Here is an 18,903-nt window from a genome sequence, read left to right as displayed (position 1 = left end):
GCATCCGGTGCATGCATCCTGAATCCCTGCTGGGCGACGACATCCGACTTCCCGCCGGCCGCATGGTCGCGACCGACGAAGGGGAGGGTGGCGCACGGCCGTTGTGGCTGAGCGACGGGCCCGCGCCCTTCGGGCTGTGGGGGCGGATACGCGCCGCGCACGCGCGGACCGGCCTGTGGCCGCTGCTGCTCGAACCGCTGGACGGGGGCGAGGACTTCCGGCCGTGGGCGTCGGGGGAGCTGTTCCCCGGGGACGTGTCCCGCCCCGCCGACCACGATCCGGAGGCGGTGCTCGCGGAGTGCTGGGAGGCGTGCACCTCGGCTGACGAGGGCGACGAGGGCGACGAGGACGAGGACGAGCTCGCCTTCACCGCCCCCTACGGTGCGATGTGGCCCGGCCTCGCACCAGGCAAGGAAGCGGCGGAGGACCCCGGCCGGCTGGCCGCCGAACACGCGGAGGCGTTCCTGTCCTCCGCCTCCGACACGCGTCTGGGTCTGGTCGAGGCCACCTCCGGGGCGGAGGCGCTCGCCGTCGTGGGCTGGTCGGGGCCGCTCAACCACGAGAGCGACACGGCTCGGATCGCGGCGGTCGTCGGCGACTGGGAACGCCGCTTCGGGGTGCGGGTGTTCGCGGTCGGCTTCGACACCCTTCGGCTCTCCGTCGCCGCTCCCCCGGCCACCCTGGAGGAGGCGCTGCCCGTCGCCGCCGAGCACTTCGCCTTCTGTCCCGACAACGTGTGGCAGGGCCCGCGCCCCCAGAACCTCGTCGCGTACGCCGAGCGGCTGGTGGGAGCCGACGTGTGGACCTTCTGGTGGGACTGAGGGGCGGTCGCGGCGGGAGCCGGGTCAGGCGTACGCGCCCGCGAACCACTTCCTCGTGGCCTCGGTGTGGAGGGGGAAGACCAGTTCGCGCGGTTCCGGGAGGACCAGGCGGGCGGAGGTCTCCGGGGTGGGGGTGAAGGCGGGGAGGGACGCCTCCGTCACGGGCGGGAGGAGGCCGAAGACCAGGAGGTGTTCGCCGGAGCAGAGGACGTCGGCGAGGCGGACCTCATTCGCCTTCGCGTCGAGGCCGGTCTCCTCGTGGAGTTCGCGGACGACGGCGGTGCGCCAGTCCTCGCCGTGGTCGATGAAGCCGCCGGGGAGTGCGGTGCCGCCGTGGCCGGGGTGGATGGCACGGGTGACGGCGAGGAGGCCGGTGCCGGCGGGGCCGGTGACGGGGAGGAGGGCGACGGCGACGGGGAGGGGGTTGCGGTAGGCGGTGGTGGCGCAGGCGGGACAGGTGCGGGGCCAGGTGGTGGTGCCGGCGGGGTAGGGGGCTCCGCAGGCCGAGCAGTGGGAGTGGGGTACGGGCGCGGTTTCGGTCACGAGGGGGACCGTACGCGATGGGGTTTCCCGGTGGGGGCGGACCTGGTAGACCCGGTGCGCATGACTGGACTTGCCTCTGTGCTCCGTGCCCTCGCCGTCACGGGCGCGGCCTCGCTGCTCGCGTTCGCCGGCTCCGCCGTCTTCCCCGCCGTCGCCGCACCGGAGCCGAAGGCGCCGCGGGAGTTCGTGGCGCTGGACTCGGTGGACCGGACGATCCTTCAGGAGATGCGGTACACCACGGCCCACAACTTCGTGGGCGAGCCGATCGACGGCTACCGGCAGCCCCTGTGCGTGCTGACCCGGTCGGCGGCCGAGGCGCTGCGCCGGGCGCAGACGCGGCTGCTGGCCCGGGGCTACACGCTGAAGGTGTACGACTGCTACCGGCCGCAGCGGGCGGTGGACCACTTCGTGCGTTGGGCGCAGGACCTGGCGGACGAGCGGATGAAGGCGGAGTTCTATCCGCGGGTGGAGAAGGAGCGGCTGTTCGCGGACGGGTACATCGCGGAGAGGTCCGGGCACAGCCGGGGGTCGACCGTGGACCTGACCCTCGTGCGGCTGCCGGCGACTCCCACGCGCGCGTACGTGCCGGGCGAGGAGCTGACCTCGTGCACCGGGCCGCGTGAGGAGCGGTTCCCGGACAGCTCGGTCGACATGGGGACCGGGTACGACTGCTTCGACACGCTCTCGCACACCGACGATCCGCGGATCACGGGTGAGCAGCGGGCCAACCGGCAGCTGCTGAAGGGCGTGCTGGCGGCGGAGGGGTTCGGGAACCTGCCGGAGGAGTGGTGGCACTTCACCTACCGGCCGGAGCCGTTCCCGTCGACGTACTTCGACTTCCCGGTGGCGCGCAGGTCGGTGGCCGGGCACTGACGTCTTCCGCCTCCAGGAAGCCCGTGCCAGACTCGTCGCCAGAATTCTGACAGGTCGTCAGATCAATGCGGGAGGCCGGGGATGACACGGACGCGCAGGCCGGTGGTGGCCGGCTGGTTCACCGACGACACCGTGCCGGAAGGGGAGTTCCGGCTCCTCGGCACCCGGTGCTCGGCCTGCGCGGCGGTGTTCTTCCCGCGCGAGGACGACACCTGCCGCAACCCGGTCTGTCCGGGCGGCGGCTCGCTCGCCGAGACCCCGCTCTCGCCGCGCGGGCGGGTGTGGTCGTACACCGACGGGCGGTACCGGCCTCCCGCCCCGTACGTCTCCGATCCGGACGCGCCCTGGGAGCCGTACACGCTCGTCGCGGTCGAGCTGGCGGCGGAGGGGATGGTGGTGCTCGGGCAGGCCGCGCCCGGCGTGCGGACCGCGGACCTCGCGGTGGGGATGGAGGTCGAGGTCGTGCCCGGGGTCCTGAACGAGGACGCCGAGCACGTGTGGACCACCTGGCGGTGGCGGCCCGTGGACACGTCCGTGGACGCGTCCGGAGCCGGGGAGGGGCGCGCGTGAACGACATCGCCGTGATCGGGGCCGGGATGCACCCCTGGGGCAAGTGGGGGCGGAGCTTCGTCTCGTACGGGACGGCCGCCGCCCGCACGGCGCTCGCCGACGCGGGCCTGGAGTGGTCGGATATTGGATCCATTGTCGGCGCCGACACCATGCGGTGCGGTTATCCCGGGTACGTGGCCGGGGCGACCTTCGCGCAGGCGCTCGGCTGGCAGGGGGCACGGGTCACCAGCGTGTACGCGGCCTGCGCCTCGGGCGCCCAGGCGATCGGCGCGGCCCGCGCGCAGATCCTGGCCGGGCTCGCCGACGCGGTCCTCGTCGTCGGCGCGGACTCCACCCCCAAGGGCTTCTTCGCGCCGGCCGGCGGGGAGCGGCCCGACGACCCGGACTGGCTGCGGTTCCGGGTCCTGGGCGCCACCAACCCCGCGTACTTCGCGCTCTACGCCCGCCGCCGGATGGCCCTGTACGGCGACACCATGGAGGACTTCGCCCAGGTCAAGGTGAAGAACGCGGCGGCCGGGGCGCTCAACCCGCTGGCCCGCTACCGGAAGGCGGTGACGCCCGGGGAGGTCGCCGCCTCGGCCGTGGTCGCCGATCCGCTGCGGCTGCTCGACATCTGCGCCACCTCGGACGGCGGGGCGGCGCTCGTGCTGTCCGGCCTGGACTTCGCGCGGCGGCACGGGCACACCGATCCGGTGCGGATCCGGGCGGTGTCGACGGTCTCCCCCACCTACCCCAAGGCGGTGCTCGACCTGCCCGACATCGCGACCGACTCGACGGCCGCGCTCGCGCCCGCACCGCACACCTTCCGCGCCTCGATCGCGCGGGCCGCGTACGAGGAGGCGGGGCTCGGCCCTGAGGACCTGTCGCTGGCCGAGGTGTACGACCTGTCCACGGCCCTGGAACTGGAGTGGTACGAGGACATCGGCCTGTGCGGGCCCGGGGAGGGCGCCAAGCTGCTCCGGGACGGGGTGACCCGGCTCGGCGGCGCGCTGCCGGTGAACACCAGCGGTGGCCTCGCCTCCTTCGGGGAGGCCGTGCCCGCGCAGGCGATCGCCCAGGTCTGCGAGCTGACCTGGCAGCTGCGGGGCACGGCCGGCGACCGGCAGGTGCCGGGGGCGCGGGCCGGGATCACCGCCAACCAGGGCCTGTTCGGGCACGGGTCGGCGGTGGTGGCGGTGCGCTGAGCCGCGCGCGGGCGCCCTGAGCCGTACGGTTCAGGGCGCGACCGGCGCGTGGTCCCGGTCGGCGAGGACGAGGGCGTGCTCGACGACGGCGACGAGGACGTTCTTGACCGACTCGCGGTCGCGGGCGTCGCACATCACGAGCTCGACCTCGGGGTCGAGGTCGAGCGCCGTACGCACGGTCTCCGTCGGGTAGCGGCGGGCGCCCTCGAAGCAGTTGACGGCCACCGTGAAGGGGATGCCGCGCCGCTCGAAGTAGTCGATGGCGGCGAAGCTGTCCTCCAGACGGCGGGTGTCGGCGAGCACGACCGCGCCGAGCGCGCCCTGGGCCAGCTCGTCCCAGAGGAACCAGAAGCGGTCCTGTCCGGGGGTGCCGAACAGGTAGAGGACGAGGTCCTCGCGGAGCGTGATCCGGCCGAAGTCCATGGCGACCGTGGTGGTCGTCTTGGACTCGACGCCGTGCAGGTCGTCCACCGGCCGGCCGGCCTCGGTGAGGACCTCCTCGGTCCGCAGCGGCCGGATCTCGCTGACCGCGCCGACCAGCGTCGTCTTGCCGGCCCCGAACCCGCCCGCGACCAGGATCTTCAGGGTCACCGGCTCGACGGGGTTCTTCTTGCGGCTAGAGCGCCCGAAGGCCATTGATCACCTCGCGGAGGATGCTCACGTCCGGCAGCTGGGCCGGCGGAACGGGGCGGGTCACGTGCACGAGTTCCTCGTCGACGAGGTCGCCGACCAGGACGCGGACCACCCCGACGGGGAGGTCGAGTCCTGCGGCGAGCTCGGCGATCGACTGGGGCTGCTCGGAGCAGCGTTCGACGATCTCCACGTGTTCCGGGGAGAGCGTCTGGTCGCGACCGGGGTCGTCGGCGGCGGGCTCGGGGACCACCACCGCGATGAGGTCGAGCCGGTGGCGGTCGGCGGCGCTCGTCCGGCCCCGGGTCATCGCGTACGGGCGGACGACCGGCCCCGCCTCGTCGTCGTACCAGTGGTGGGGGGCGGCCGTCCGCCGGCCGGGGGCTTCCCGGTCGGGGCGGCCGGGCTCGGGCTGGTCGCGCTCGGCTGCGTCACTCATGCGGGGCGGCTCACCCTCCCGTCGGCAGACCGGTCCGGGGGGCCGTGCCGAGGTGGATGCCGACCCGCTTGACCATGAGGGTCATCTCGTAGGCGACCTGGCCCACGTCGGAGTCGGCGTCGGCGAGGACGGCGAGGCAGCTGCCGTCGCCCGCGGCGGTGACGAAGAGGAAGGCGTCCTCCAGCTCGACCACGGTCTGGCGGACCCTGCCCGCCTCGAAGTGGCGGCCGACGCCCTTGGCGAGGCTGTGGAAGCCGGAGGCGACGGCGGCGAGGTGCTCGCCGTCCTCCCGGCTCAGGTCCTTCGACGCGCCGGTGGGCAGGCCGTCGCTGGACAGCACCAGGGCCTTGCGGATGGCGGCGACGCGCTGGACCAGCTCGTCGAGGAGCCAGTTCAGCTCGCCGTTGCCGTGGACGGGGCTGCTGGTGCTTGCTGCGGCGTTCGGTGCGGTCATCGACCGTCCCCCTCGGGTGTCGTTCCGTGTGCTGTGCTGTCGTCCTGGCCTGAGCCGTACAGGCGTCCGCGCTGCCAGCCGCGCTGCATGGCGGCCATGCGGGCCCGCACCTCCTCGGCGTCGCGCTCGAAGTCGTCCCCGGAGGAGCCGGAGGAGTCCGGTCCGGTGGTCTCCGCGCCGCCCCGGCCGTCGCCCGCGGTGCCGTCCGGGCGGTCGGGCTCGCGCAGCTGGGGCACGAGGCTCGCCTGGCGGACCCGGCGCGGGAGCCCGTCGAGCGCCGCGGGGGCGTCGCCGGACGGGGCCCGGTCCGGCTCCCGTACCGGCTCCCGTACCGGCTCGGGGTCCGGGAGCGGGGCCGGGGTCTGCGGGGCCTCTGCCCGGGCCGATGGCATCGGAGCCGTATCGGCGTCGGCGTCTTCCGCACCGGCGGCGGCGCTGTGCGGGCGTGCGTCGGTGCCTTCCGGACGTACGGGGACGAGGGTGGGGCCGGTGCGGCGGCCCCCGCCGGAAGCGGGATGGCCGCGGCCGGGTTCGTCGAGCCGGCGGCCGTGGTCGACGACCAGGGTCGGCGGGCGGCGGCGCGGCAGCGGCACCGCGCCGTGGGCGTCCTCGCCGGCCGGGTCGTCCCCGCCGTGGCCGGGGGTCCGGTCGGGAGCCTGCTGGTGCTGTTCGCCGGCCGGGACGAGGCCGGGGCGGCGGCTCTGGGGGCGGAAGAGACCGCCGCGCTCGCTGTCGCTGTCGAGGAGGTCGGCGGAGCGGTCGAGGAGCGTGCCGATGTCCTCGGGGCCGAGCGGCGGCTCCAGTTCGACCGGTCCGTCCAGGGGGCGGGCGAGCGCCCGGTCCTCCGCGGCGCCCGGCGGGGGCCCGGCGGGGTCGGCGAGGTCGGGCACGCGCGCGAGGGCGGGGCGGCGCTGCGGCAGGGGGCTGTCGTCGAGGAGGCCGACCGCCGTCCCGGAGGCCGTACGGGCGTCGGCGGAACCGTTTCGGCTGTCGCCGTCCGCGCGCGGGTCCAGGCTCTTGCGGTCGAGGCGGAAGCCCGCGCCGTGGGTCTCGGGGGCGTCGGTGAGCAGCGCGGCCGGGATGAAGACGACCGCGGTGGTGCCGCCGTACGGGGAGGTCTGGAGCGAGACGCGGACGTTCTGGCGCTGGGCGAGCCGGCTGACCACGAAGAGGCCGAGGCGGTCGGTGTCGGAGAGCTCGAACTCGGGGGTCTCCGCGAGCCGCAGGTTGGCGTCGAGGAGGACCTCGGGGCTCATGCCGAGACCGCGGTCGTGGATCTCCAGGGTGAAGCCGTTGGCGACGCGCTCACCGAGGACCTGGACGGCGGTGTGCGGGGGCGAGAACACGGTGGCGTTCTCGAGGAGTTCGGCGATGAGGTGGGTGAGGTCGGCGACGGCGGGGCCGCCGACGCCGAGCCGGGGCAGCCGCCGGACCTCGATCCGCTCGTAGTCCTCGACCTCGGCGACGGCGGCGCGGACCACGTCCATGAGCTGGACGGGCTTGCGCCACTGACGGGAGGGGGCGGCGCCGGAGAGGATCACCAGGCCCTCGGCGTGGCGGCGCATGCGGGTGGTGAGGTGGTCGAGGCGGAAGAGATCCGCGAGCTCCTCGGTGTCCTCGGTGCGCCGCTCCATGGTGTCGAGCAGGGTGAGCTGACGGTGGAGCAGGACCTGGTTGCGTCGGGCCAGGTTGACGAACACCTCGGAGACGCCCCGGCGCATGTCGGCCTGCTTGACGGCGGCCTCGACGGCGGCGCGCTGGAGGGTGTTGAGGGCCTGGCCGACCTGGCCGACCTCGTCCTCGCCGTACTTCAGGCGGGGGACCTCGGTCTCGACGTCGACGTGCTCGCCTGCGGCGAGGCGGCGCATGACGCTGGGCAGGCGGACGCCGGAGACCTCCTGGGACTCCTTCTGGAGGCGGCGCAGGTCGCGGATGAGGGAGCGGCCGACGCGGACCGAGATGCCGACGGAGGCGAGGAGCGCGAGGAAGCCGAGGACGCCGGCGATGCCCGCCTTGAGCAGGACGCTGTACGCGGCGGGCTGGACGCGGTCCTGGTAGCGGTCGCCGGCGGCGGTGTTCCGGCGGGCGAGCTCGTCGAGGACGGGGCTGGCCTCGTCCTGCCAGTAGGCGGCGGTGACGGCCCGCGGCCGCTCGGTCGGTCCCGCCTCGATGAAGGCCTCCTCGGCCGTGCGCAGGGCCGAGGTCTCGGGGCCGCGCCAGTACTGCTCGTAGTGCTGCCGTTCGGCGGCGGGGAGGAGTTCGAGGTTGACCTCGTAGTACTGCTTGCGGCCGGCGACGAGGTCGGAGACGGCCCGGATCTCCTCGGCGGTGACCCGGTCGGCGACGAGCGCGGAGAGGACGAGGGCGTCCTCGCGGGAGAGGAGTTCGCGGGCACGGGTGATGCCGACGAGGGCGCGGCCCTGTTTGTCCATCTCCACGTTCTCCAGGGCGTGGAGGGTGACGAGGAAGCTGTAGCAGGGGTCGACGAGCCGGTTGTAGAACTCCAGGGCCTGGAGCCGGCCGACGTCGCGCCGCTCGACCGAGCGGCGCAGGGATTCGAGCTCGCCGAAGGCGGTGAGCAGCGAGTTGAGCTTCTGGGTGGTGACCGGGCGCATCTCCTCGCGCACGCCGGGGTCCTCGGCGTTGGCGCGGATGCGGGCGATCTGGCGGTCGGTGGCGAGGCGGGCCTCGCGGAGCTGGGGCAGGGCCTCGGTGCCGCGCGGGTCCGCCAGGTAGACGAGGGACTGGCGGCGTTCGAGCTGGATGACCCGGGCCGTGTCCTCCAGGGGGTAGCCGACCTTGTCGACGATGTAGCCGACGTCGAGGAGCTGGTCGGCCTCGCGTCCGGTGAGGACGGTGGCGAAGCCCCAGAGGCCGGTGAGGGAGACGAGCGGTACGAGGAGCAGCGCCACGATCTTCCTGCGGATGGACTTCCCGCGAAAGCGCATGGCCTCCCCCATGTACGGCCTCCGTGGCCGCGGAGGTCCCTCGAACGGCTTCGCCGCGTCAACACGGCGCGTCAACCTTCGGTTTCAACAAACGGCGGCGCGAGCCTACTACTGCATCGCGACCTTCTCGAAGGTGCGTCTGGGCGATTTTCAGCCTGTCGAGTGAGCGTTGATCATGAGATGTCCTGGTATTCCAGGAGTTCGGATCGGCCACTGTGGCGCAGGACACTTGACGGTGCACCATTTCCCGCCCTGCCCGCATTGGCTGGAATCATTCGTTCCGCTCGCGGTGCCGGGTGATGCGGGGCAACCTTTCCCCTGTCCGGAGCGTCATGAAGTACGGGGGAACGCCCTGCCCGTGGCCGGGTGGGTCGCGCGCCGACCGTGCGCGCCGTGTAGAACCGCCGGAACCGGGCAGCCACCCCTGGGAGCGTCGTGCGGTGGGGAGTGACAGGACATGGAAGACGAGGCGCGGACCACGCGTCCGTTGTGGGTGGAGGACGAGCGCGGCCGGCGGAGGATGCCGGACCCGGTGCGGAACGCGGCGGTGCGGGCGGTGATGGTCGCGTCGGTGACGATCATCCTGGCCGTGGTCGCCTTCCTCACCTCGGTCACCGGCTCCTGGCTGGCCTTTCCGATGACGATCGCGGCCGTGGTCGCGACGGTCGTGGCCACCTGGAGCGTGCTGGACATCTGGATCACCCGCCAGGTCTGGCGCCAGCGCAACGGCGTGGTCTCCGAGCCGAGCAGCACCGCGTACGCCGCGGGGCGCGAGCGGGTCGCGGAGGAGCGGGTCGCGGAGGAGCGGGTCGCCTGAGCCGCCCGGCAGGACACGAGCGGCCCGGATCCCCGGTGGGGGTCCGGGCCGCTCCCGCGTCTACAGCGCCGCCGGCGCCTCCTCGTCCTGGTGGCGGCGGAACATCCGGGTCGCCGTGATCTCGCCGTGGATCGTCTCGCCCTCGGCGGCCGGCTGCGGCAGGCCGGGGCGCAGGTGCTCCTCGACGCTGATGTACTTCAGTCCTGCCCGCAGGTCGGCGTCGTTGCGCAGCCGGATCACCAGCGGGAACTCGGCGAGGGCCGTGGTGTCGAAGAGACCGGTGGTGTAGAGCAGCTGGACGCCGAGCGCGTCCGACACGGCCCGCTGGAGCTCCAGCAGGTACGTGGCGTTGGCCCGGCCGATCGGGTTGTCGAGGAACAGCGTGCCCGCGTGCCGGTGCTTGTCCCGGCCCCGGTCGTTGGAGCGCAGCGCCGCCATCGTGCAGTACAGGGCGATGGCCGCGGTGAGCAGCTGGCCGCCGGAGAAGACGTCGCCCATCTGCCCGACCGGCACCCGCTCGGCGCGCAGCACCGCGTCCGGCTTGAGGATCTCGACGGCGACGCCCTTCGGTTCGAGCGCCGCCTGCACGCCGCGCAGCAGCAGCGACATGCCGTCGCGGCGCAGGTCGGAGTTCTTCCGCACGGCGGCGCGGGTCGCCTCGTCGACGACCTCGCCGAGCCGCTCGGTGAGGGTGGCCTGGTCGGGCTCCTCGAAGCGGATCCGCAGGAACTCCTGGCCCGACCACTCCCCCAGGCCCTCCGGGAGCCGGGAGAGCCGCTGGGCGGAGCGGAGGGTGGCGAGCGAGGTCTCCACGAGGCCGCGCAGCCGGTCCACGATCGAGTCGCGGTTGCGCTCCAGCTGGGCCAGCTCGTCGGTGAGGACGCGCAGGCGCGGGGCGAAGGCCTCGGCCCACTTGGCGGCGTGCTCGGGCAGCGCCGAGGCGGGCAGCTCGCGGATCTGCTGCCGGGCCGGGGTGCGGACCTGCTCGTAGCGGGTGGAGTTGGCGTGCCGGACGAGGATGTCGCTCGCCTCGCGGACGGCGGCGTCGGCGGCGGACAGCTCGGCGGTGCAGGCGCGCAGCGCCCGCCGGGCCTCGCCGGCCGCGGTCCGGGCCTCCTCCAGGGAGCCGGGGTACGGCTCCTGCTCCTCGGGCTCCTCCTCCGCGTGGTCGCGCAGCAGGTCGCGCAGGAGCGCGGCCGTCTCGTCGAAGCCGCCGGCCGCGTCCTCGGCGGCCCGGTGGTCGCGCAGCAGCCCGGTGTGGGCGGCGCGGGCGGCGTCCAGGGCGTCGCTGCGGGCGGCGAGTTCCGCGCTCGCGGTACGCAGCAGGGCCTGCGCCCGGTCGGCGTCGGCCGGGACCAGCTCCTCGGGCAGCTCGGTGTGGGCCCCGCCGTCCTCGGGGGCAAGCCGCTCGGCCTCGCCGCGCAGCCGGCCGAGCTTCTCGCTCGCCTCGGAGGCGCGGGACTCCAGCATCTGCACCAGGGACTCGGCGCGGGCCGCGGCGGCCTGCCGGGACGGGCCGTCGGCGCCGTCGGTGGACTCCAGGAGCTGTTCGGCGCGGGTGCGGACCTTGTTGGTGAGCCGGTCCAGTTCGGCGAGGGCGGCGGACTCGTCGCTCTCGGCGCGGGCCTGCTCGGCCCGCAGGTCGGCGCCGACGCCGACCTTCTCGTACACCTGGGAGGCGGCCCGGTAGGCCTCGCGGAGGGTGGGGAGCGCGGTGCGGGGCGCGTCGGCGTCCTCCTCCGGCAGCTGCTCGGGGGCGCCGGCGATCTCCGCGCGCTCGGCGCGCAGGGCGCGGGCGGTGCGGTGGGCGTCGTCGGCGGCGCGCTGGGCGGCCCGGCGGTCCTCGTCGGCGGCACGCGCGCGCTCCAGGCAGGTCTGGGCGCGGGCCTCGGCCTCGGCGGCGTCGTCGGCGAGCTCGCGGAGCCTGGCCTGCCAGGCGGAGCGCTCGCGGAGCCGGAAGGCGAGGCCGGCGAGGGCGTCGGCGACCCGGCGGGCGCGCTGGGCGGCCTCCTGGCGCTCGTCGCGGACGGCGCGGGCCTCGGCGGCGGTCTCCTCGGCCTCCGCGCGGGCGGCCCGGGCCTCGTCGAGGGTCCGGGCGGCGGTCTCGGCGGCCTCGCGGGCGGTGGCGGCGGCGGCCGCGAGCTCGGTGAGCATGCCGGGCGGGCAGTCGGCGCGCCAGGCGCCGATCCGGGCGGCGAGGGCGCGGTCGCCGGCGAGCCGGGCGGCGAGGGCGCGGATCTCCTCGTCGCGGGCGGCGGCACGCGCGCGCAGCGCCTGCCGCTCCTCGTCGGCGGCGTGCTCGTCGTGCATGGCCGGGTTCGGCGGTACGAGGAAGACCCCGGTGTCGTCGTCCGTGTCCTGGGCCGGTACGGGGGCGAGGAGGGCGGCGGCGGTGCCGACGGCGACGGCGGAGCGGGGCAGCAGGGCGGCCGAGCCGAGGACCTCGCGGGCCCGCCCGTAGGAGACGGGGTCGGTGATGACGACGCCGTCGACGAGTTCGGGGCGGGCGGCGAGCACCCGCGCGTGGTCGACGGGGTCGACGGACTGGGCGAGGTAGCGCCAGCCGGGGAGGGCGGGGATGCCGTGCTCGCCGAGGAACTCGACGGTGGCGAGGACGTCGGGGCCGGGCGGCAGCAGGCCGCCGTCGCCGAGGGCGCCGAGGATGCGGGCGTCGTCGGCGGCGGCCGTCCGCAGGTCGAAGAGGTGGCGCTCGGCGGAGGAGACGGCGCCGTCGAGCAGGCGGCGCAACTCGTCGGCGTACCGGTCGAAGTCGGTGGCGGAGAGCGGCGTCTGGGCACCGGCCCCGGCCGTCGCGTCGTCCTCCGGGCTCGGGGTGCCGGAGTCGGGCAGGCCGAGGAGTTCGGCGAGGCGTTCCTCTGCGGCCAGGGCCTCGGCGGCGCGGCGCTCGGCGTCGTAGGCGTGGCCGGCGGCCTCGGCGGCGTCGGCGGCGCGGGCCGCGGCGAGTTCGGCGCGGGACTCGGCGGCGGCGGCCTCGCGGGCCCGCTCGCTCGCGGTGCGGGCCAGCTCGCGGGCGGCGTCCCAGGCGGCGACGGTGGTCTTCTCGGCGTCGGAGGCGGCGAGGGCGGCGCGGGCCGGGTCGGCGTCGGGGGCGGAGTCGTCGAGCCAGCCGGCCCGGACGGCCTCGGCGGTCTCCTGCTCGACCTCGGCGAGGCGCTGGCGGAGGTGGCCGGCCTCGCTGCGGGCGCGCTGGGCCTCGGTGGCGGCGGCGGTGGCGTCCCGGTGGGCGGCCTCGCTCGCCTCCTGGAGGACGGTGGACCGTTCCTCCTCCTGGGCGGCGTGGCGCTCGCCGTCCTCGGCGGCGGCGGCCAGGGCCCGTACGAGGTCGGCGGCGGCCTTGGCTCGGGCGGCGAGGGCCGGGGCGGCGTCGCGCTCGGCCTCGCGGATGGCGGCGGCCACGCGTGCGGAGCGGTCGCTCGCGGCGCGGTGGCGGAGCACCGATTCGGCGGCCTGCCAGGCGGAGTGCAGGGTGCGGGCCTCGATGAGCTCGCGGCGCTGCGAGGCGGCGCCCTTCTCGGCGGCGGCGAGCGCCAGGGAGGCGTGCCGGTAGGCGAGTTCGGCGGCGATCAGCGCGCTGCGCTCGCGGGCGGTCTCGGCCTCGGAGACGGCGTGTCCGGCGGAGGTGACCTGCTGGGCCAGTTCGGCGGCACGCGCGCGTTCCCCTGCGGCGCGGCCGGAGAGCCGGCGGGCGAGGGTGCGGGTGCGGCGCTCGGCGGCGGCGTGCACCTCGCGCGCGTGGGACCGGGTTCCGGCCGCGTCGACGATGCGGTTCAGGAGGTCGACGGAGCCGGCGGTGAAGTCGCGTTCGGCGGTGAGTTCTGCGCGGCGGCCGAGCTTGTTGCCGAAGCCGCCGACGAGGTCGGCGAGGCCGTCGGTGTCGCGGGTGTCGGTGACGGCCCGCAGCAGCAGGTCGGTGAAGTCGGAGTCCTTCTTGACCGCGAAGAGGCCGGCGGCCTCGCCCTCGTCGGCGTTCATCTCGCGCTGGTAGCGGAAGAGTTCGGGGTCGAGGCCGAGCTCGCCCAGGTGCTCGTTCCAGCGGTCGTGGATCTCCTCCCACACCACGTCGAGGTGCGGATACGCCTTGCCGGCCTCGGTGAGGGCGTCGCGGAAGCCCTTCATGGTGCGGCGGCGGCCGGTGGCGCCGGAGGAGCCCTCGGCGGCGGGCCGGACGGAGGTCGCCTCGGCGACCGGCAGGTTGTCCAGGCTGAGGCCGGGGCCCGGGCGGAAGGAGTACCAGGCCTCGGCGAACTTCCTCGGGTCGTTGGAGACCTGGCGGCCGCGCCACTCGCTGACCTTGCCGACGACGACGAGCTCGCCGGTCAGGGTGTGCTGCCACTCCAGGGCGACGTGACCGCAGTCGTCGGCGAGCAGGAACTTGCGGAGCACGCCGGAGCTGGCGCCGCCCAGGGTGTTGCGGTGGCCCGGGAGCATCACCGAGAAGATCAGCTTGAGGAGGACGGACTTGCCGCCGCCGTTCTCCAGGAAGAGCACGCCCGCCGGGGCGGGGCGGCGCGGCGGTCCGACGGGCTCCTCCTCGAAGAACTCCGCCTGGGTGGGGGCGGGGTTCGGCACGGGGGCGCCGACGCCGCGCAGGTCCAGGACGGTGTCGGCGTAGCGGGCGCCGGCGGGGCCGATGGAGTAGAGGCGGACCCGGGACAGCTCGTACATGGCGAGGGACTCTCGTGCTCTCGTGCTCGGGAAGTTCGGTTGCGCGGCGGGGACGGCGCCGCGCGGGGCGGGGTGCGACGGGATGATGGGTTACGCGTGGAAGGGCAGGCCGGCGTCGGCGGCGAGGTCGAGGTCGTCGCCCTCGGGCGGCGGGACGAGGGTGGCGGTGCCGTCGCTGACGGGGACGATCCCGAGGTCCAGGAGCTCGGCCAGGGCGGCGGAGCCGGCCATGTCGCGGACCTGGAGCTGGTAGCGGGCGGTGGTGCGGTAGGAGCCGCCGCCCTCGTCCCCGGTGCGCTGGAGGAAGCCGGAGTCGGTGAGGAAGGCGACGGCCTTGGCGACGATGCCGGTGGTGGAGCCGGCGAGTCGGCGGGCGTCCTTGGTGGCACCGGTGGTGGAACGGCGGGACCAGATCCGCCAGGCGGCCTCCAGGCCGGGGGCGTCGGAGGCCGGGTCGGTGTTCTCACCCTGCTCCTCCGCGCGCTGCTGCAGGCGCAGACAGGCCTGGCGGACGAAGGAGTCCACGCCGTTGACGGTGAGGCGGCCGATGTAGGCGTCGTCGGCCAGGTCCTCGGGGCGCGGGAAGGCCATGGCGGCGACGGCGAGGTGGGCGAGGCCGTGCAGGAAGCGGTCGGCGGAGTCCGTGTGGGCGCGACGCGCGTAGTCGCCCATGCGGACGGCGAAGACGGAGTCCTCGCCGGCGGTGACGGCCATGCCGGCGCGCGGGGAGACCTCCAGGACGATCAGGCCGAGGCCGGTCGCGACGGCGTCGGCGAGCCGCGCGAAGGCGGGGTCCTCCTGGTAGCGGCGGAGCAGTTCGGCGTACTCGGCGTCCCGGGCGGGCAGCAACTTGGGCTGGAGCCCGAAGGAGACGAGCCGCGCGGCGTCGGCGGCGTCGGCGGGGGTGACCGCGGCGGTCCCCGGGGCCGGGGCGGGGGGCCGGGGGGACTCCTGCTCGCTCCACGCGTCCGGGTACTCGGCGTACTCGGTGTGCTGGACGGCGTTGTCGCTCACGGCTGGGGCTCCTCGGTACGGCTCGCGTTCGGTACGGCGGCGGTGTCGGCGGCCCGGGGCAGGGGCAGCGGCACGGGGGTGACGGCGGCGGGCGGCGCGGGCGCCTCGTCCGGTGCGGGTGCGGGCGGCGGTTCCCCGGGCGTCCCGAGCCGTACGGCGCGGACCGCGGGCAGCCCGCGGCGCCGCGCGGCGGCCCGGGGCGCCTCCGGCAGGGACACGGCCCCGAGCCGGGGCCGGTCACCGGGCCCGTCCTCCGCCCCCGCCCCGACGGGCGAGTCCACGAAGGGCGCCAGGAGACGGGGGCCGGGGGAGGCAGGGGGCTCGGGCGCGAGGGTTTCGGGCTCGGGCGCCTCGGGCGGGGCGGGGACGGTGACGGCCGGGGCGGCGGGCGTGGCCGGCTCACTCGGTCCGGCGGCCGGGGGCGGCTCGGTGGCCGGGGCCGTCGGCTCGGTGGCCGCGGGGGGTGCCGCGGGGCCGGCGGTGGGTGCCGTCGCCGGGGCGGTGGGCTTCGGGAGCCATGCGCGGGTGGCGCGTGCGGGGTGGCGGCGCGGGTGGGGTTCGCGGCCGGGGTCGGTGGAGGAGGTGGCGTCGGGGGCGTACGTCACGTCGCCTCCGTACGGTCGGCGGCCATGCCGACGGCGTCGAGGAGCGCGGTGCCGACGATGAGGTCGGCGCCTCCGAAGCCGGGGTCGTCGAGCGGGGTGCCGTCGTCGACGGCGAAGAGCAGGCGCTCCTCGCCCTGGCGGTAGGCGGTGCCGACCGGGGGGCTGGCGGCGTGGACGGCGAGCAGGGCCACCAGGTAGGCGAGGTCCTCGCCGCCGGTGGCGCGGGCGTCGGCGAGCAGCCCGGAGAGCCGGCGCGGGGCGTCGTGCTCCAGGTCGAGGAGGGCGAGCGCGTCCGCGAGCTGGCGCTCGCTGAAGCGGGAGTCGTCCGGGGTGGCGATCAGGTCCGGTTCGGGCATCTCCGCGCCGAGGTGCTCGCGCTCGACGGGCGGCGTGAGCAGCAGGTCCACGAGGTCGCCGAGGCGGACGGAGGAGGGGGTGCGCAGACCGGTGCCGCGCGCGAAGAAGGCGTCGGTGACCCGGGTGGCCCGCTCGACGGGGAGCGGCAGCACGGGCGCGACGAGCTGTCCGTACAGGTCGAGGCCGGTGTAGCGGGTGGGCGTGGCGAAGGCCTGCCGGTCCTGCTCGGCGCGGAACAGCGGGCCGGCCTCCAGGAGCCGGGACTGGAGCTGGGTGTGGCGCCGGATGCAGTCCTTGACGATGTCGACCAGCTCGGCGGCGCGGCGCTTGTGCTCGGGGTCCTCGGCCTCGTCGCGGGCCTTGCGGATGTTGGTCAGGATCGCGTTCTCGTGGCGGTAGCGGTCGGCGACGTGGTCGAGCGCCTCGGCGATCATGTCGGGGACGCTGTTGAGCCAGTCCACCGCGCGCACGTTGCGCCGGGTGGCCTCCAGGGTCTTGCGGAGGGTCTCGGCGTACTGGACGGTCCGGTAGCGGGCCTGTTCGGCGGCGAGCTGGGCGTCGGCGAGGCGGCCCCGGCTGATCAGGACCTCCAGCTTCACCTCGGCGGCGATCTGGGCGCTGGTGACGTCGGTGTCGAGGGCGCCGACCAGCACGTTGACCGCCTCGTCGGTGGTCCGGAGGCAGACGGTGCCGCCGTAGCCCGGGACCTCCTCGACGAGCTTGAAGTCGTAGTCCCTGCGGACGTACACGCCGTCGGGGCCGAAGGTGCCGTAGACCGCACGGAAGCCGCGGTCGACGCTGCCGACGTTGATCAGGTTCTCAAGCACCCAGCGGGCCACGCGCTCGTGCTCGGCGGCGGGGCGCTCCGGGGCCTGGGCGGCGACACGGGGCAGCAGCCGGGCGACGACCTGGTCGTGGTCGGCGCCGGTGTCGAAGTCCATGTGGAGCGTGACGAGGTCGATCGCGGCGAGGGCGACCTCGGCCATCGCGTAGACCGTGTACTCGCCGGCGAGGTTGGCCTTGCGCGCGTCGAGGTCGTGCAGCGGCGCGGTGCAGGCGAGCGCGCGCAGGCGCCGCGCGAGCCCTTCGTCGGCGGCCGGCCCCTGCGCGGGGCGCGGCCCCGCGCTTAGCTGGGGCGGAGCAAGGTCCGTCGAGGCAGGCGAAGTCACGGTGCACAGAGTAGGTCCTCGCACTGACATGGGTCGAAACGGCGGGAAACCGCCGTCCCGGCCTTCTCCCGAGCGGTACCCTCCACCGCCGTCCCGGCCCTGTCCCTGGCAGTACCCTCCGCCGCCGGGCGGTCAGTCCCGTGTCGCGGGTCCGTCCGCGGCGCGGGCGCGGGCGGCGGCGACGCGGTCGCGGGAGTCGTCGAGGTAGCGGGCGAGGAGGCGTTCGGCGCGGGCCCGTTCCCCCGCCCGCAGGGCCTCCAGGATCTCCTTGTTGCGGGCGAGGTAGGGCTCGTGGAGCGCCCGGGGGTCGTCCACGGCGTGGAGGGCGAGCCGGAGTTCGGCGAGGACGCTCCGCATCAGCTCGTCGGTGCGGGCGCTGCCGGCGAGGGCGACGAGTTCGCGGTGGAAGTGGATGTTGGCGGTGGAGACCCCGCGCCAGTCGGCGGCCCGGGCGGCGGCCTCGCCCTCGGCGACGGCGGCGGCGAGGCCGTCCACGGGGAACGGCGGGTGGCCGAGGCCGCGGACGACGGCGCACTCGACGAGCCGGCGGGTGCGGTAGAGGTCCTCGACGTCGTCTGCGGCGAGGACGCGGACGAAGACCCCGCGGTTCAGCTCGTGGACGAGCAGCCGCTCGCGGGTGAGGAGCCGGAACGCCTCGCGCAGGGTGTTGCGGGAGACGCCGAGGGCGCCGCCGATGCTCTCCTCGGAGAGCCGGGTGCCGGGCGGGAAGAAGCCTTCGGCGATCCGGGTGCGCAGGATGTCCGCGACCCGTTCCGCCGTGCTGGTGCGCCCGAGCAGCGCGCGGTCGTCCGCCAGTCCGCCGGTCGCGTCCACGTCTCCCCTTCCTGCCGGGGCGGTCGGCCCCGTCGTCGTCCGGGCGCCGAGTCAACCGCAGAAACGGATCCGGGACAACAGGCATCTTGTCGGATCGTTGAACAATCCTCTAGCTTGGCGCCTCTGCTCCGTCCGCACGCGCGTGTGCCTGCGCGCGTACCTGTGAAGGGAACGGCACCGTCATGAGCGAGGTCCCGATCGGCCCGATCGACCTGAACGCCGATCTCGGCGAGGGCTTCGGCCGCTGGACGCTGACCGACGACGAGCGGCTGCTCTCGGTCGTCACCAGTGCCAACGTGGCCTGCGGCTTCCACGCCGGGGACGCGGTCACCATGCGGCGGGTGTGCGAACTCGCCGCGGAGCGGGGGGTACGGATCGGGGCCCAGGTGTCCTACCGGGACCTGGCCGGTTTCGGGCGGCGTGCCATGGACGTGCCGCCCGCGGAGCTGGCCGCCGAGGTGGCGTACCAGATCGGGGCCCTGGAGGTCTTCGCCCGCGCGGCGGGCTCCCGGGTCTCGTACGTGAAGCCGCACGGGGCGCTCTACAACCGGGTGGTGTACGACGCGGAGCAGGCGGCGGCGGTCGTCGACGGGGTGCTCCTCGCGGGCGGCGGGCTGCCGGTGCTCGGGCTCCCCGGTTCGCGGCTGCACGAGGCGGCGGCGCGGGCGGGGCTCCCGGCGGTCGCCGAGGCCTTCGGCGACCGCGCCTACCAGGCCGACGGGTCACTGCTGCCGCGGGGGCGGGAAGGGGCCGTCGTGCACGATCCGGACGCGGTGGTCGAGCGGTCGGTGGGGCTCGTCCGCTCGGGCACGGTGACCGCGCGCTGCGGGACCGCCGTGGCCGTCCGGGCGCGTTCGCTCTGCCTGCACGGGGACACCCCGGGCGCGGTGGAGCTGGCCGGGCGCGTCCGGGCGGGCCTGGAGTCCGCCGGGATCACCGTGGGAGCCTTCGCGTGAGCG

The 18,903-nt window shown here is 75.4% G+C and carries 16 protein-coding genes; 6 read left to right on the top strand and 10 right to left on the bottom strand.

The annotated features are described in order from the left end of the window. Positions 1-11 precede the first annotated feature (11 nt). Positions 12-821 (top strand): DUF4253 domain-containing protein, encoded by an 810-nt coding sequence (locus QK442_RS26165; RefSeq protein ID WP_282696519.1) that lies wholly within the window; start codon positions 12-14, stop codon positions 819-821. Between the two features lie 24 nt (positions 822-845). Here QK442_RS26165 and QK442_RS26160 read toward each other — a convergent pair whose 3' ends face one another. Next, the gene (locus tag QK442_RS26160; RefSeq protein WP_282696518.1) at positions 846-1,364 is read right to left on the bottom strand and encodes an NUDIX domain-containing protein; all 519 of its coding nucleotides are present in this window, start codon (positions 1,362-1,364) and stop codon (positions 846-848) included. A 60-nt stretch (positions 1,365-1,424) separates the two neighbouring features. On the opposite strand from QK442_RS26160, the gene QK442_RS26155 reads away from it, so the two are divergent. From QK442_RS26155 to QK442_RS26145, 3 genes are all read left to right on the top strand, one after another. Next, positions 1,425-2,237 carry a M15 family metallopeptidase gene (locus tag QK442_RS26155; protein ID WP_282696517.1) on the top strand — a complete coding sequence of 271 codons (813 nt, stop codon included), beginning with the start codon at positions 1,425-1,427 and terminating at the stop codon, positions 2,235-2,237. Between the two features lie 81 nt (positions 2,238-2,318). Beyond that, a complete protein-coding gene (locus QK442_RS26150; protein ID WP_282696516.1) occupies positions 2,319-2,807 on the top strand; it encodes a zinc ribbon domain-containing protein in 489 nt (162 codons plus the stop codon). A gap of 26 nt (positions 2,808-2,833) precedes the next feature. After that, a complete protein-coding gene (locus tag QK442_RS26145) occupies positions 2,834-3,991 on the top strand; it encodes a lipid-transfer protein (RefSeq protein WP_282696533.1) in 1,158 nt (385 codons plus the stop codon). 30 nt (positions 3,992-4,021) lie between these two features. Here the strand turns inward: QK442_RS26145 and QK442_RS26140 are convergent, their stop codons facing one another. Genes QK442_RS26140 through QK442_RS26125 form a run of 4 tightly spaced genes read right to left on the bottom strand, consistent with a single transcriptional unit; the run spans position 4,022 to position 8,462 of the window. Next, positions 4,022-4,627, bottom strand: coding sequence for an ATP/GTP-binding protein (locus QK442_RS26140; protein ID WP_282696515.1), 606 nt, complete (start codon positions 4,625-4,627; stop codon positions 4,022-4,024). Further along, the gene (locus QK442_RS26135) at positions 4,608-5,060 is read right to left on the bottom strand and encodes a DUF742 domain-containing protein (protein ID WP_282696514.1); all 453 of its coding nucleotides are present in this window, start codon (positions 5,058-5,060) and stop codon (positions 4,608-4,610) included. Before QK442_RS26135 ends, QK442_RS26140 begins: the two co-directional genes overlap by 20 nt. A 10-nt stretch (positions 5,061-5,070) precedes the next feature. Further along, a complete protein-coding gene (locus QK442_RS26130) occupies positions 5,071-5,514 on the bottom strand; it encodes a roadblock/LC7 domain-containing protein (RefSeq protein ID WP_282696513.1) in 444 nt (147 codons plus the stop codon). Beyond that, positions 5,511-8,462, bottom strand: coding sequence for a nitrate- and nitrite sensing domain-containing protein (locus QK442_RS26125; protein WP_282696512.1), 2,952 nt, complete (start codon positions 8,460-8,462; stop codon positions 5,511-5,513). Before QK442_RS26125 ends, QK442_RS26130 begins: the two co-directional genes overlap by 4 nt. Positions 8,463-8,919: 457 nt before the next feature. Between QK442_RS26125 and QK442_RS26120 the strand changes: the two genes are divergently transcribed. After that, positions 8,920-9,279 carry a hypothetical protein gene (locus QK442_RS26120; RefSeq protein ID WP_282696511.1) on the top strand — a complete coding sequence of 120 codons (360 nt, stop codon included), beginning with the start codon at positions 8,920-8,922 and terminating at the stop codon, positions 9,277-9,279. A 60-nt stretch (positions 9,280-9,339) separates the two neighbouring features. Here QK442_RS26120 and QK442_RS26115 read toward each other — a convergent pair whose 3' ends face one another. The 5 genes from QK442_RS26115 to QK442_RS26095 all read right to left on the bottom strand — a co-directional run bounded on the left by QK442_RS26115 (position 9,340) and on the right by QK442_RS26095 (position 17,944). Further along, entirely contained in the window at positions 9,340-13,965 is a 4,626-nt protein-coding gene (locus tag QK442_RS26115) for a hypothetical protein (RefSeq protein ID WP_282696510.1), read from the bottom strand. Between the two features lie 90 nt (positions 13,966-14,055). Beyond that, on the bottom strand, positions 14,056-14,979 hold the full coding sequence (locus tag QK442_RS26110) for a hypothetical protein (protein WP_282696509.1): 924 nt from the start codon (positions 14,977-14,979) through the stop codon (positions 14,056-14,058). After that, positions 14,976-15,584 (bottom strand): hypothetical protein, encoded by a 609-nt coding sequence (locus QK442_RS26105; protein WP_282696508.1) that lies wholly within the window; start codon positions 15,582-15,584, stop codon positions 14,976-14,978. Before QK442_RS26105 ends, QK442_RS26110 begins: the two co-directional genes overlap by 4 nt. Then, positions 15,581-17,110: a hypothetical protein gene (locus tag QK442_RS26100; protein WP_282696507.1), complete on the bottom strand. Its 1,530-nt coding sequence runs from the start codon at positions 17,108-17,110 to the stop codon at positions 15,581-15,583. Before QK442_RS26100 ends, QK442_RS26105 begins: the two co-directional genes overlap by 4 nt. A gap of 132 nt (positions 17,111-17,242) precedes the next feature. Then, positions 17,243-17,944, bottom strand: a complete 702-nt coding sequence (locus QK442_RS26095; RefSeq protein WP_282696506.1) for a GntR family transcriptional regulator — start codon at positions 17,942-17,944, stop codon at positions 17,243-17,245. Between the two features lie 182 nt (positions 17,945-18,126). Here QK442_RS26095 and QK442_RS26090 point away from each other — a divergent pair, with 182 nt between their 5' ends. After that, positions 18,127-18,900 (top strand): 5-oxoprolinase subunit PxpA, encoded by a 774-nt coding sequence (locus QK442_RS26090; protein ID WP_282696505.1) that lies wholly within the window; start codon positions 18,127-18,129, stop codon positions 18,898-18,900. Positions 18,901-18,903 lie beyond the last annotated feature (3 nt).

The organism is Streptomyces sp. CC208A (assembly GCF_030010625.1).
In the GTDB taxonomy this organism is placed as follows: domain Bacteria; phylum Actinomycetota; class Actinomycetes; order Streptomycetales; family Streptomycetaceae; genus Streptomyces.
Note: the sequence above shows the minus strand (reverse complement) of the source record. Positions and strands in the feature narration are given on the sequence as shown.